The following is a 14,861-nucleotide window of genomic DNA, read 5'->3' on the forward strand; positions in this document are numbered from 1 at the left end:
TGCCTTTAAAGATGAAAAGATTAGCTAGATATATTTTAGGAGCACTGCCGCTTATTTTGGCTGCGTCCTGTTCGGAAGATTTGGATCCTGTGATCAATAGTGATCCCACGGCGCCGGTTTTGACGAGTCCGGCAGCCGGTTCTTCGCTCGTGTTGACTGCCGAAGAAGCCGCAACAGAGTTGGTGTTTGCTTATGAAAAGACGGATTATGGTTTTTCTGCAGCAGCCACTTACATTGCGCAGATGGACCTGCAAGGAAATGAATTTGCAGCTCCTTTGGAGATTGCCACATCCACATTGTCTGAGTTGTCGGTCACGTATGCGGCGTTTAATCAGAAACTATTGGCAAAAGGACTGGTCCCCGGTGAAGAGTCTGCCATAGAACTTCGCATAAAATCAACTATTAACAGTTCCGTAGCAGATGAGTTTTCGGAGGTGATCGATATGCAAGTGACTCCTTACGAGGTAGCGTTGGAATACCCAAGGCTTTACCTTCCGGGAGATTACCAAGGCTGGGATCCGGCCAATGAAAATACGATCATTTATTCGGTGAAGTCCGATAATGTGTATGAGGGTTTTATCCATGTTTTAGGAGGTTCTGGAGAATTCAAAGTCAATGAAGGTCCTAATTGGGATGTGAACTATGGTGATGATGGAGGAGACGGTACATTGGAGGAAAATGGTGAAAACATCATAGCTGATGGAGTAGGTACATTTAAGCTGACAGTGGATCTGGCAGCGAAAACCTATACACTAGGGGCTCCTCTGTATTGGGGGATTATTGGCGACGCGACACCTGGTGGCTGGGATGCCTCTACCCCAATGGAGTTTGATGCAGATGAAAATATTCTTACGGTCACGGTTGACTTGGGCACGGGAGTGATGAAATTCCGTGCAAACGATGCCTGGGATTACAATTATGGAGATGAAGATCTGGATGGTGTCCTGGAGCCAGGGGGTGCTGACATTCCCGTGGAGGAAGCGGGGAATTATATCATAACCCTTGATTTTAAGGTCCCGGGAGAAGTGTCATATGCTTTGGTGAAGAACTAAGTGGTTTGATTTTGAGAAAGAAAACAATGCATAGAGTATCAATATGTTAGATATGAGACATCAGTATTGAGATGTGAGACTTGAGACAATTGTTCCTCTCCGCCGTGGCGGAGAGGTTAGGTAGGGTAGATCGGAGCAAAGTAAAAGGCAGATAGCAAAAATATAAGGTTGAGTCGGGAGACTCAGTCTTTGTGCTCCCGTGTCAGAGACGGCGGGATAACGTTAAGAAGTGGTAGTACCGGGTCTCTGCCCCTGTACTAAGAAATATTGAGTCCCTGCCTGGGCACAGTCCCTCCATAACCAATAATGGGCAGAAGCTTGGGAAGGTTTGAAAGGAATTGGTCTGAAATTCCATCTAGGGAAAGACCAGATATTACTATGTTTGACAATGAAATCTAATAATTAATCCGGTCAACTATAACAAGGGAAGTAGATGTAAGTAGTGAGTCGTGAGTACATTCCCTCCCCGCCGCGGAGGATAGGTGGGGTTATTTAGGGCTGTAAGTCTGGACAGGTCAGTACGTTCTGATACCATCGCATGCTGACTTAATAAACGCTATGGAATGTTGAATTCGGGGAAATGACAGTATCTTTCCCCGAATAGATATGGTTTGAAAGGAGAAATTGCCAAAATGATAACATTTAGTCTTTCAATTAAAGGATATTAGAGCAGGTCTTTATATCTTTGAGCTTACTGACAAAAATCAGTAACGCGAAAGCATTTTATCAAATAGTAATCAAACCATTAAACCATTCAATTATGAAATTCAAACCAGGAATAAAGTTCGGTGAAGAATTGAAAGACCTATTGGAGTATGCCAAGGAGAGCGAATTTGCTTTACCGGCTGTCAACGTGATCAACACCAGTACTGCCAATGCAGTGTTGGAGACAGCCAAGAAGGTGAATTCTCCTGTCATCGTGCAGTTTTCCAATGGTGGTGCTCAGTTCTTTGCTGGAAAAGGGCTGGCGAATGATAAACAACAAGCCTCCGTTGCTGGTGCGGTATCTGGTGCCATGCACGTACACAAAATGGCTGAAGCTTATGGTGTGCCTGTGATCCTTCATACAGACCATGCTGCCAAAAAACTGATCCCTTGGGTGGACGGTATGCTGGAAGCTGGCAAGGAGCATTATGCAGCCTTCAAGAAGCCACTTTTCAGTTCTCACATGCTGGATCTTTCCGAAGAATCCATCGAAGAGAACATCGAAACATCCGTAAAATACCTTGCTGAATTCAAGAAGCTGGAAATGGCCCTTGAAATCGAACTAGGGGTGACCGGTGGTGAAGAAGACGGTGTGGACAATACCGATATTGACAGCTCCAAGCTTTATACGCAACCAGAAGAAGTGGCTTACGCTTATGAGAAACTGAAAGAGCAGAGTGAGCTGTTTACCATCGCGGCAGCATTTGGTAACGTACACGGTGTGTACAAGCCGGGAAATGTAAGCTTGCAGCCAAAAATCTTGAAAAACTCCCAAGATTATATCTGCGAAAAATTCGGCCTTTCCGGTAAGCCCGTGAGCTTTGTGTTCCATGGTGGTTCTGGTTCTTCTGTGGAAGAGATCAGAGAGGCTACAGGATATGGCTCTATCAAAATGAACATCGATACCGATATGCAGTGGGCATTCTGGGAAGGTGTTTTGAAATATTACAAGGAGAAAGAAGGTTACCTTCAAACTCAGCTTGGAAACCCTGAGGGTGCTGATAAGCCAAATAAGAAAAACTACGACCCAAGAGTATGGCTAAGAAAAGGCGAAGAAAACTTCGTGAAACGTCTGGAAGTAGCCTTTGATATGCTCAATGCGGTAAACAGAAACTAAGTTTGTTCGACGGTTGACAGTCGACTGTCAACCGTCGTGGCTTATTGGTCAATAAATACCTGATAAATTGCACTCCTTCCTTAATCGATGGGGTAGTGATGGGTACTTAGGCCGTCTCAGGAGTTTGTTTTAACGATATTTTGCCAAGGCATTTTCTGATGAAACTGCCAACGCTAAGTAGTTAAAAAACTTCTGAGGCGGTTTTTTTGTGCCCAAAATTTTGATCAATAGGGTGTTTGCTCAGCTGGTTGTATGTGTCGATGTGGAAGCTGTTTGCAGGGTATTACAAATCTCCTGGTATCGAATGACCGGGATTGCCCCATAGGGATGTCAAAGGTACATATCCCGTCAGGTAGTACCCCTCAACAATAAATAACTTAATAACCAATTTAAAAGATGCAAAACCTATTGAAATTGTTCACCTATTGTGGGTTATTTGGAATGGCCTTTGGCTGTAACCAAGCCACCGATGAAGAAATGGAAGTGAAAAACTATTGGCCTGAAGCTGGCGTGACGTACGAGATTTTTATCCAATCCTTTTACGATACGGATGGGGACGGGATTGGTGATATCAATGGCGTTACCGAGAAGCTCGATTATGTCGATGAGCTCGGTGCCAATGCCATTTGGTTTATGCCCTTGATGCCATCTCCTTCCTATCACAAATACGATGTGACGGATTACAAAGCGATACATCCCGATTATGGTACGATGGAGGATTTCAAGAAAATGCTCGATGAGGCACATAAGCGGGATATAAAAGTGGTGATCGATATGATCATTAATCACACCAGTGACGAACATCCATGGTTTTTGGAAGCTAAGAAAGGACGGGATAATCCTTACAGGGACTACTATGTCTGGGCAAAATACGACACTATACAGGATTACCTGGACAAGAAAGAAGTGACGCTGGATAGTGACAATATCCGCCAGTGGCATGATCCGGGGCAGGGAGAGGATTACTATTATGGGTTTTTTACCGGTGATATGCCTGATCTCAATTTTGATCATCCCAAGGTGCGGGAAGAGATTTATGAAATCGGCCGTTATTGGCTGGAAGAAGTGGGGGTGGATGGATTTAGATTGGATGCGGCCAAGCATATTTATCCGGATGAGCGTGCAACCGATAATCACGACTTTTGGAATGAATTTAGGGCCGAGATGGAAGGAATCAAGCCGGATGTTTATTTGGTAGGAGAGGTGTACGATATGAAGGAGGTGGTGGCACCGTACCTGACCGGGCTGAGAGCATTGTTTAATTTTGATTTTCATTATACGTTGTTAGAATCTTATAAGAAACTGGACGGGATGCTTTTGGCAAAAAAACAGGCTGATATTTTGAATTTTTATAATGGTATTACCGATGATTTTATCGATGCGACGATTTCTTCTAATCACGACCAGCCGAGGTTGCTCAACGAGCTCGGTAAAAATAAGGACAAGTTGAAACAGGCTATAGCCATATTGATGACCATGCCTGGGGCGCCATATATTTATTATGGTGAGGAAATCGGTATGTTGGGCCAAAAGCCTGACCCGAATATCCGTGAACCATTCCTTTGGGATGTGGTAGAAAAGGACGCAGGGCGGGCAAAATGGATAACGCCTAAATTTTCGACAGATAGCACTGTGACACCCTTGGCCGTCCAACGTAAAGATGCTGATAGTTATTTTAACCATTATAAGCAGGTGATCCAGTTAAGGAATGCACATCCGGCACTGGCGATTGGAAGCCTGGAATTGCCAAAGGAGAAGTATCCCAAAGCGATAATGGCATACGAGAGGAAAACCGCAAGCCAGCAATTATTCGTTTTTCATAACCTGGGTAATAAGGTGGTGGAGGTGTCGCTTCCAGATAGTTTCAGCACTGAGGTGTACGCGTTGAAAGGAGCAAAAATACAAGGAGAGAAAATAACGCTTCCGGCATACTCAAGTGTTGTGTTAGGGAAATAAATGTTACTAAAAGCGGGCTTCGGCCTGCTTTTTACCATTTTTTGACTTCAATTTTTCAAATTGAGGAATTTTATGACAATGAATTTTCAATTTTTTCAATCCTTTATGCCGCAGCTGTGGAGCCGATCTTTACATGGATACCTATGATTGCTTTTTAAATTTTAACGAGTAAATTTGTTACTCGCAATTCGCTACTTTTATTGATCCATTTGAAAAACTTTCATGCTAGATATACTGATTACATCTAAAACCCGGGTAAAATTGCTGATCAAATTTTTTACCCACGAAGCCAATAAAGGATATTTGCGTGGATTGGCGGAAGAGTTTAATGAATCTACCAATTCTGTGAGGGTAGAGCTGAACAGGCTGTCGGAGGCAGGAATTTTGGTTTCTGAACATGAGGGAAACACCAAGTCGTATTCTGCCAATAAAAAGCATCCGCTTTTTCAAGAAATGAAAAACCTCGTTGCCAAATACCTGGGGTTGGACAGGTTGGTGGAGGTGGTGATCGATAAGCTGGGAAATGTGGAGAAGGCAATTGTTGTGGGTGATTACGCTAAGGGTATTGATAGTGGTGTCATCGAACTGGTATTGGTGGGAAGGGAGATCAATAAGGAGTATCTTGAGTTTCTCATCGAAAAGGCGGAGGCGAAAATTAACAGAAAAGTAAAGGTGGTGATTTATGAAAAAGAGCCGGAGGGAATAAATGGTATGTTGCTGCTGGAATTGTAGTAGACTGTCCAGAAGAACTGAAAGAGCAATAAAATCAGTTAGTTTGGAGGTGTGAGCGTAGCACTGTTGCAGTGTGCCCTGTCTGGCCGCCAGATAAAGCCGAAAACTAAAGAAAAGTGGCGGATTCACAGAATATTTTTTATTTAGGTGATCAACGTGTAAGATTTTGTTTGTCAGAAGGTTATTCCTAGAGGTTTTCCCCATAACCATTTTTGTTTTCTAGTAGTGTGGCGGAATTACCTTTGGTGATGTGATTGAACTCAGCTAATTGCCGTCAAGAAAGACATACTTTCATCAAAAAAAAAGCTATTTTTGAAATTGCATTGGAACTGGAAAAAAAGAGGTGAAAAATCAATTTTGATTTGGTACCGAAAAAAGTTTAAATATGAAAATAGGAATCGCGGCAGATCACGGAGGATTTGATCAAAAACAGGAACTGTTTGAATACCTTAAGAGCAATGGTCATGATGTGACTGATTTTGGAGCTTTTGAATTTGATGAATCGGATGATTATCCTGATAAAGTAAAGCCACTGGCCATTGCTGTCTCCAAAGGAGAGATCCAGAAGGGCATTGCGATATGTGGTAGCGGAGTAGGGGTGACCGTAGCTGCTAACAAGGTGCCTGGTGTGAGAGCGGCCTTGATCACAGAGCCATACAGTGCCCATCAAGGAGTGGAGCATGATAATATGAATCTTATGTGTCTGGGAGGAAGAGTGATGGGAGGAGTGGTACTCAAGGAGCTGGTGGAAATTTTTATCACGGCCGAATATGTCGAAGAAGAGCGTTTTCAGCGACGATTGAGAAAAGTCCGGGACTTGGAAAATGAATTCCGAAAATAACGCATAACAAACAACGAAGTAGAATTACAACAAGAATAGAATGAAACAATTCGACTTTGGAATTGTCGGACTGGGTGTAATGGGAAAAAACCTCCTGCTCAATATGGCCGATCATGGCTTTTCAGTGGCCGGCTTAGACCTGGATCAAGAAAAGGCCAATTCCCTTGAAAAAGAAGCCGAGGCAGCCCAAGATATAAAAGGATTTATAGCAGCTGAAAAATTCATCTCTTCCCTAAAAAGTCCAAGGGCGATCATGCTTTTGGTACCGGCAGGCAAGCCGGTAGATGCAGCCATAGGTTCACTTTTGCCGTTGTTGGATAAGGATGACATTGTAGTGGACGGTGGAAATAGCTATTTCCTGGATACGGAACGTCGATTTACTGAATTGGCCAAAAAGAATATCCATTTCTTTGGGATGGGGATCTCAGGAGGTGAAAAAGGTGCCCGATTTGGTCCCAGTATGATGCCAGGAGGAGATGCCCAGGCTTATGAGCGACTTCGGTCGATTTTTGAAGCCATTGCGGCCAAAGTAGATGGTGAACCTTGTGTGACTTACCTAGGGAAAGGCGCTGCGGGAAACTATGTGAAAATGGTTCATAATGGTATTGAATATGGCATCATGCAGTTGATTGCCGAAGCCTACGATATCATGAAGCAGGGACTGGGATATCCCGATGATAAGATCCAGGAGATTTTCGAATCATGGAACAGTACCGAGCTGCAGTCCTTTTTAGTGGAAATTACAGGATTGATCCTGAAGAAGAAAGATGAGGAAACGGGCCAGCAGCTCCTGACGCTTATCTCAGATCAGGCAAGATCCAAAGGTACCGGGAAATGGACCAGTCAAGATGCCATGGATCTACAGGCTCCAGTGCCTATAATTGATATGGCCGTTTTGATGCGCGATATTTCAAAATATAAGGAAGAGCGGGTAGAAGCAGCCAAAACACTTACATGGGCAGGAGAGGTGGAAACGGATACCAATACCGAAATGCTTAAAAATGCTCTTTATTTTGCGATGATCAATGCCTATGCCCAGGGAATGGTACAACTTCGACTGGCCTCTGAAGCCTATGGATATGGGCTTAATCTGGAGGAAGTGGCCAAAATATGGCGAGGTGGATGTATTATCCGTGCGGCTTGCCTGGAAGATTTCCGGAAGGCCTTTATAAAAGCACCTGAATTGCCGAATTTGTTATTGGACAAAGAAATCGGCGCGAGCCTGGTGGCCCGTCAAAAAGACATCAGGGCAGTAGTGAAAGTAGCGGTGGAAAAAGGAATTCCGGTACCAGCATTTATGGCCGCCATTAGCTATTTTGATGCTTACCGCAGTGAGCGATTATCCACCAATGTGATCCAGGCCCAACGCGATTTCTTTGGTGCACATCAATTTGAACGAATAGATAGAGAAGGAGTGTTTCATGCCCAATGGGAATAAATGACCTGAAAAAGCTTTTGATACAATTATGAGTGAAAAAATAAAAACAACCAAAAAAGCAGCACCCACCGTCATCGTAATCTTTGGAGGTACAGGAGACTTGGCCAAGCGAAAGCTGGTACCGGCTTTTTATAACCTGTATCTGGATGGTTGGATGCCCAATAAATTTGCCATCATCGGTTTAGGACGAACTGAACTGGACGATACATCCTATAGAAAAAGGCTGTTTGATGGTCTTGCAGAATTTTCAAGGAATGGTAAGCCTACAAAGGAAAAATGGGAAGCGTTCAATCCTACAATCAATTATTTTCAATCGAACATCAATGATGAAAAAGCTTATCAAGACCTTACAGCCAAACTAGATAAAATCGATGAGGAATGGGGCGAAAGAGCGAACAGGCTGTTTTACCTTTCCGTGGCACCGCGTTTTATAGAGACTGTAACACTAAACCTTAAAAACTCGGGATTGGCGAGCAATGAGGTCAAAGACCGGATCATTATCGAAAAACCTTTTGGCACCAATAAGGAAACGGCCATTGAGCTGAACAATATGCTGAGAAGGACATTCCAAGAGGAGCAGATCTATCGGATAGACCACTACCTGGGTAAAGAAACTGTCCAAAACATATTGGCTTTCCGTTTTGCCAATGCCCTTTTTGAGCCATTGTGGAATCGTAATTATATCGATTACGTCCAGATTACAGTGGCAGAACAAGTGGGCGTAGAAGACCGAGGCGGCTATTACGAAGGATCAGGAGCCCTCAGGGACATGATCCAAAACCACCTCTTGCAGATTTTGACCATGGTGGCCATGGAGGCTCCCGTGTCGTTTGATGCGGAGGAAATCCGAAATAGAAAGGCTGATGTCCTCCGTGCTGTAAGGAGGATAAAAGCAGAGGACGTGCATAAATACGCCGTCAGGGGGCAATATGGGCCAGGCTGGGTAGAGGGCAAGAAGGTGCCTGGATATCGAGAAGAAAGCGGTGTGGATAAAAGCTCCGGCACTGAAACCTACGCTGCAATTAAGTTTTACTTGGACAATTGGAGATGGCAAGGGGTTCCGTTTTACCTCAGGACCGGTAAAAGGATGCCTGTGAAAACCTCTTCAGTGACCATTCATTTCAGACCGGTGCCTCACAGTACATTCTCCAGGGAACAAGCAGATAGTGTGATGCCAAACAGGCTCACAATCAACCTACAACCGCAGATGGATATCAGGTTACGCTTTACTGTAAAGCGACACGGTCTCGAAATGAACCTTAACCAAGCTGATATGATCTATGATTATGACGCTTGCAGCACACAGACTCCCGAAGCCTATGAAACCTTGCTTTTGGATGCCATGAGAGGTGATCCTACCTTGTTTATGCGGTCGGATCAAGTAGAGGAGGCATGGGATGTGATTGATTCCATCTTGGAAGTTTGGGAAAACAGGCCTTCACTGGATTTTCCCAATTATGCTTCCGGAGCTTGGGGACCAGAAAATGCAGAAGCGCTGATTGCCAAAGACGGCCATGTATGGGCGCTAAACCTACAAAAAGATTAATTCATGATGATCCAAATAGAAAAAGATCCAGCCAAACTAGGTGAGGTAGCCGCTGAACTTTTCGTGAAATCAGCAAAGGCTGCCATCGAAGCAACAGGAAAATTCAATGTGGCCCTAACAGGTGGGAGTTCACCCAAGGGCCTCTATGGGCTTTTGGCTGAGGAAAAATACAAGTCCCAAGTAGATTGGGAAAAAGTATTTGTCTTTTGGGGCGATGAGCGCTGGGTGTCTCTTGACGACGAACAAAGTAACGCGGGGATGGCTTATGAAATGCTATTGAACCATGTGCCGGTGCCGGAAGGACATATTTTCCCGATGTGGGCAGCAGGGATAACCCCTGAGGCAAGGGCACAGGAGTATACCGGTTACCTCAAGAAGGAACTTGGTGAAGAAGGTGTTTTTGACCTGATTTTATTGGGAATGGGAGATGATGGACATTGTGCATCCTTATTTCCAGGAACTGCCGTACTGAAAGAGGAAAACAAATGGGTGGAAGGTTATTTTCTAAAATCCAAGGATATCCATCGCATTACCTTGACAGCACCGTTGATCAACAAGGCCAAGAAAATTGTCTTTTTTGTATTTGGAGACAACAAGGCAGCGGCACTATATGAGGTGCTGGAAGGAGAGCGAAATCCCACACAATATCCTTCACAAATGATCCAGCCCATAGACGGAGAAGTGCAGTGGCTGGTGGATGAAGCCGCGGCCAGCAAGCTCAAGAATGTTTAATGAATGATCATGCAAATATTATTTTAGTATAAAGGATAAAAAAGGAGGTGCTTACCTCCTTTTTTATTGCTATTTTAAGAGAGAATCTATAGATGATGATAATAGACTAACGATCCATACTTGAATTTCAAACATGATAGTCAAAAATAGTAATGATGGTAAAAAAGGCTTTTTTGTAGCCATGGAAGATGACGAAGAGGCCGGGCAAATGACCTTTACCTTTGCCGGAACGGGCCGATTAATTATCGACCACACAGAAGTGAATCCTGATTTTAAGGGACAGGGAGTGGGAAAATTGATGCTGATGAACTTGGTGGATTTTGCCAGGGAGAATCAGTATAAAGTCATTCCGCTGTGTCCTTTTGCAAAGTCTGTTTTTAGCAAAGAGGAAAAGATCAGGGATGTGCTTTTTAGCTAGGAATTAGCACCTTGGGTTTATAACAATCCCTGAGAGATTCTTTAAGATTGGTATGCAGGTAAATACTAAGAGAGGAATCAAAATTCTTAATCTTATCGGTAGTGGTTTTTTCTATCCGCTTGAGGAGGATAAGCTCCATTGGATGATTTTTTTTTGTGATTATACGGAATTGTGCAAGTAATCAAATTCATTAGAAGTAAGTCCACGAATTGCTACGATTTTTTTTATGTTAATCATTGATTGATATAAGGCAGTTTGCTGAATATTCTCAAACTGGCAGAAAAGGGTATAATCATACTTTTTTTTAAGCAGTATTCAATTATATAATTATCTTTAGGGATATCTCTTTTCGTATAGGCTGTTCGGAAGTTTATAGGAAGAAAAAATAAACCCGTTTAAATTAACCACCTTAAAATGAAAAAAAAGAAAAGTAGTACACCGCAAAAAGCAGGTGAAAGAAGGGATTTTTTAAAGAAGAGTGCTTTGGCCTTTGGTGCGGTAAGTATTGTGCCGAGCCACGTGCTTTTTTCCAAACCTGAAATCAGGGACAAAGAAGGGAAATTGATCCAGAAAGCTTCACTCGTTCCCAGTGATCGTGTGAATTTGGCTTGCGTAGGAATTGGTAATAGGGGAGGCCAAGTGATCAATGCCATTGATCAAACAGGTCACGCCAATATCGTCTCCCTTTGTGATGTGGATATGGGAGCTGAACATACTTTGGAGAGCATGGGTAAATTCCCTAAAGCAACACGTTTTCAAGACTTCAGGGAAATGCTGGACAAGGAAAGCGAGCATTTTGATGCCGTCATGGTGGCAACTCCCGATTTTTCGCATTTCCCCGTAACCATGGCTGCGATGGCAGCCGGAAAAGGCGTTTATGTGGAAAAGCCATTGGCCAGGACCTTCAATGAGATAGAGCTGTTGATGAAAGCAGCTGATAAGTATGGTGTGGTGACGCAAATGGGAAACCAAGGGCACTCAGAAGCCAATTACTTTCAGTTTAAAGCGTGGGTGGAAGCTGGCATCATCAAAGACGTTACGGACATTACATGCCATATGAATGGCCGCAGGAGATGGCATGGTTGGGATGTCAGTATGAACAAATTTCCATCGGCTGAATCTATTCCGGATACACTGGATTGGGATACTTGGTTGACCACCGCGCAGCACCATGATTACCATCATGATTTTATCAATGGCCAGTGGCGATGCTGGTATGACTTTGGAATGGGCGCACTGGGAGACTGGGGAGCCCATATTATGGATACATTCCATCAATTTCTTGACCTCGGACTACCCTATGAAGTGGATCCGGTAAAAATTGAAGGACATAATGCACTGTTTTATCCACAGGCGACGACCCTGGACTTTAAATTCCCCAAAAGGGGCAAAATGCCAAAAGTAAATGTCAGCTGGTACGATGGTTTGGACAATATTCCGGAAGTGCCTGAAGGATATGGTTCTTCCGAACTGGATGGGGATATCCCTGCGGCGAGTAATGGTAAGATCCAACCTGCCAAGCTCAATCCTGGAAAAATTATTTACGGTAAGGACCTGACTTTTAAAGGAGGTTCTCACGGCAGTACGTTGTCCATCATTCCGGAAGAAAAGGCCAAAGCAATGGCTGGTAAATTACCAGAGGTGCCGGAAAGCACTTCAAACCATTTTGCCAACTTCTTATTGGCCTGCAAAGGGGAGGAAGCGACCAGATCTCCATTTTCTATTGCTGGCCCACTCAGTCAGGTGTTTACCCTTGGCACCCTCGCCCAAAGGCTAAATGCCAAACTGGAGTTTGACCGTGATACGAAAGTCATTACAAACAATAAGTTCGCCAATGCCCTGCTGGTGGGGCCACCGCCTAGGAAAGGGTGGGAGGAGTATTATAAAGTATAGTCTATGGAGGGCTGTTTAAGAATATCAAACAGCCCTCTATGAACTTCTTTTCTTCTTGCCTTTCGTTTCGAGGATTTTCCGAATCCAAAACTAAAAATATTGAGGATTAGTACCTTAACCATCCCATAGGAGTAATCCTCGATGTTGCTACCTGTAAATTACTTCCCGTTCAGGAAATAATTGATCCCTATCGAGAAACTTTGCCCATTGCCACCAAAATTTGGTGAGATATCGGCTTTTTGATTACTGTTCATATCTTTGGAAACCAATAGACCGCCCGGTGTAAAGTAGGCTTCAATGCCAAATCGAGGTGAGATACGGTACTGTGCGCCAAGTTGGATGTCAGCTGTGAAGTTATTTTGATTATAAGAATAAAGTTGGTTTGGATATACAGCATCTCCTTTTTCTTTGTAAAACGTATTACTTAATCCTACAAACGGATTGAATTTTTCGGAGACCTTAAAATATTTCCGTAATAAAATTCCTCCGCCATAAATCGTGTTTTTGACACTTGACTGATAGGTGATCTTATCATCAGTCATGGAGGTGAATTTCTTGGATGTGGCACCGATTCGGCCTTCTATACCGACATAAAAACCATCCCCAAAGAACTTCCCGATACCAGGAGTGAAATAGTAGTTAAGGGTTTCTAAATCATCGCTCATGTTTTCTGGTAAGCCGGAGAATGGAGATCCCTGTTTACTATACTGGAAGTTTATCCCTGAACGGATTACCAGCCCGTCTTCGTTAAATTGTGCCTTTGAAACAGTAGGAAGAAAGCATGCTAATAGCACCACGATAAGGGTGGCCAAATAAAGATTACTTTTCATAATAAAAGAATTAAGTGTTTGAGTATTAAATTTATTCGAAAATATATCTTAAAAATGGATCGTTTAGTGATATAAAGTTAAAATATGTTAGGGTTAAGCTTTGTTAACGATTGAAGCAGTTGATTTAAGACACGTTAAGATTCCCTTAGTCGCTTTCCGGCTTTGCTTTTTACGATCTTGTACAGGTGGCTTTCATCCAGAAAAGGAATTTAGGCTGTTATTTACTTTACGTTTAATATTCCCACTGACGAAAGGAGAATCTTAATAACCTTAGTTTAAAAACCGTCACTGCGAAGCGTGAGAAGGGAGATTTCAGGAAAGGAGCTGCCAAGCCCTTTCCGACCCACACCCCATTCTAAAAGGTCGTCGCAATAACGGAATAACAATGAATGCATAGTCGAGCTCAGGTTAATACGCATTTGTGTGGAAATTTAGTATTGTGAGATTCCTGTTTTGTCTGTCCGCGACTAACTTAGTATGACCACTTATCCCAAAGGGATCCAAATGGGATGAGACAGCCTCTTTTTTAGATCTTCATGGAGAGAATGCCTTCAGCATGATTGTCCAGTTGCTGGACCAAATTCCCCTGATCATCCCAAAAGGCACTTTTTCCTGCAAATTGGACTCCGTCAGCTTCTCCTACACAATTTACCATGGCCACCGGTAGTTTGTTTTTATTAGCAATTTCAGATAGCTTTTGATAGGCATTGATTACACCATTTTGATCTTTTGCTACACTGGAAATGAAAAAAGATGGATGGGTAGCCATTACGTTTTTGATGTGTTCACCAACTGAGATTTCATAGCAAATGGCCAGTCCGATAGCAGTGTCATCAATCAGTAATGACCTACTTATACCCGGAACAAAAAATGGCAATTCATCGGCATGCAGGAATTGCTTGGAATAGACTTGGACTTCTTTTTTTGGATGAAAGATCAGCAAGCTGATGGATGTCCCTGTGGCTCCTTGTAAAGGTGCTCCAATAGCGATGATAATTGCTTTATTATCGCTCAATTGTTGGAATACTTTTAATCGTGGATCGTCCTTGGTAATGGACAGTTCTTTAGCCAAGGTAGGCTCATAGCCCGTGAGTGACAGTTCAGGAAAAATGACCAATTCGGAATGCTCAGACGCGGCCTTTTCGATCCATTTGACATGACTGATGATGTTTTTATCAATCTCTCCTGTGGCAGGGCTAAGCTGGACCAGGCTTATGTTCATTTTCGTGTTGATTTTATTTGCTAAAGGCTTGAAAAGGTAACATGAATATTTTAGTAATCATCGAAAAAGTAAGGTCAATTGCAAATCCCAGTAAACGAAAAGGTAGAATCAAAAGCCAAATAATGGGATATAAAAGGAGTAGTAGCAGGGCTATTGGCCAGCACAGTACAAAAAGAATGGTCCATAGTACGAGATTAAGGAATAGCTTCATTGTTTATAGTTTGGTATTGATAATAATACTCGGTTGCCAAAACGTAATCCAATCAATCGCAAGGCAGCAGTTTGTCTTTCATTAGCCCAAAAGTGTGCCATGTGTTTTGAGGCCATGCTGAGGGTTTTTTATGCAAGAGGTGTTTTGTAATCGAACACTTTTAGGAGC

Annotated in this window: 12 protein-coding genes; 10 read left to right on the forward strand and 2 right to left on the reverse strand. The window is 43.1% G+C overall.

Annotation, left to right across the window (positions count from 1 at the left end):
* Window positions 1-11: 11 nt before the first annotated feature.
* The 10 genes from FKX85_RS13515 to FKX85_RS13560 all read left to right on the forward strand — a co-directional run bounded on the left by FKX85_RS13515 (window position 12) and on the right by FKX85_RS13560 (window position 12,430).
* Window positions 12-1,052, forward strand: a complete 1,041-nt coding sequence (locus FKX85_RS13515) for a SusE domain-containing protein (protein ID WP_141615232.1) — start codon at window positions 12-14, stop codon at window positions 1,050-1,052.
* A gap of 760 nt (window positions 1,053-1,812) precedes the next feature.
* Window positions 1,813-2,874 (forward strand): class II fructose-bisphosphate aldolase, encoded by a 1,062-nt coding sequence (gene fbaA, locus FKX85_RS13520; RefSeq protein WP_141615233.1) that lies wholly within the window; start codon window positions 1,813-1,815, stop codon window positions 2,872-2,874.
* Window positions 2,875-3,270: 396 nt separating this feature from the next.
* Window positions 3,271-4,830, forward strand: coding sequence for an alpha-amylase family glycosyl hydrolase (locus FKX85_RS13525; RefSeq protein WP_141615234.1), 1,560 nt, complete (start codon window positions 3,271-3,273; stop codon window positions 4,828-4,830).
* Between the two features lie 222 nt (window positions 4,831-5,052).
* Entirely contained in the window at window positions 5,053-5,562 is a 510-nt protein-coding gene (locus tag FKX85_RS13530; RefSeq protein ID WP_141615235.1) for a helix-turn-helix domain-containing protein, read from the forward strand.
* Window positions 5,563-5,947: 385 nt separating this feature from the next.
* Window positions 5,948-6,403 carry an RpiB/LacA/LacB family sugar-phosphate isomerase gene (locus FKX85_RS13535; RefSeq protein WP_141615236.1) on the forward strand — a complete coding sequence of 152 codons (456 nt, stop codon included), beginning with the start codon at window positions 5,948-5,950 and terminating at the stop codon, window positions 6,401-6,403.
* A 40-nt stretch (window positions 6,404-6,443) separates the two neighbouring features.
* Entirely contained in the window at window positions 6,444-7,841 is a 1,398-nt protein-coding gene (gene gndA, locus FKX85_RS13540) for an NADP-dependent phosphogluconate dehydrogenase (RefSeq protein WP_141615237.1), read from the forward strand.
* Window positions 7,842-7,869: 28 nt separating this feature from the next.
* Complete coding sequence (gene zwf / locus FKX85_RS13545) at window positions 7,870-9,387, forward strand: glucose-6-phosphate dehydrogenase (protein WP_210416857.1); 1,518 nt, start codon at window positions 7,870-7,872, stop codon at window positions 9,385-9,387.
* A gap of 3 nt (window positions 9,388-9,390) precedes the next feature.
* Complete coding sequence (gene pgl, locus FKX85_RS13550; protein WP_229239624.1) at window positions 9,391-10,119, forward strand: 6-phosphogluconolactonase; 729 nt, start codon at window positions 9,391-9,393, stop codon at window positions 10,117-10,119.
* Between the two features lie 133 nt (window positions 10,120-10,252).
* Window positions 10,253-10,537, forward strand: coding sequence for a GNAT family N-acetyltransferase (locus tag FKX85_RS13555; protein WP_141615238.1), 285 nt, complete (start codon window positions 10,253-10,255; stop codon window positions 10,535-10,537).
* A gap of 414 nt (window positions 10,538-10,951) precedes the next feature.
* Window positions 10,952-12,430, forward strand: a complete 1,479-nt coding sequence (locus FKX85_RS13560) for a Gfo/Idh/MocA family oxidoreductase (protein WP_141615239.1) — start codon at window positions 10,952-10,954, stop codon at window positions 12,428-12,430.
* Between the two features lie 158 nt (window positions 12,431-12,588).
* Here FKX85_RS13560 and FKX85_RS13565 read toward each other — a convergent pair whose 3' ends face one another.
* Together FKX85_RS13565 and FKX85_RS13570 are read right to left on the reverse strand one after the other, a co-directional pair.
* On the reverse strand, window positions 12,589-13,260 hold the full coding sequence (locus FKX85_RS13565; RefSeq protein ID WP_141615240.1) for an outer membrane beta-barrel protein: 672 nt from the start codon (window positions 13,258-13,260) through the stop codon (window positions 12,589-12,591).
* Window positions 13,261-13,786: 526 nt separating this feature from the next.
* The gene (locus tag FKX85_RS13570) at window positions 13,787-14,482 is read right to left on the reverse strand and encodes a carbon-nitrogen hydrolase family protein (protein WP_141615241.1); all 696 of its coding nucleotides are present in this window, start codon (window positions 14,480-14,482) and stop codon (window positions 13,787-13,789) included.
* Between the last annotated feature and the right edge of the window lie 379 nt (window positions 14,483-14,861).

This window comes from Echinicola soli (assembly GCF_006575665.1).
Lineage (GTDB): Bacteria > Bacteroidota > Bacteroidia > Cytophagales > Cyclobacteriaceae > Echinicola > Echinicola soli.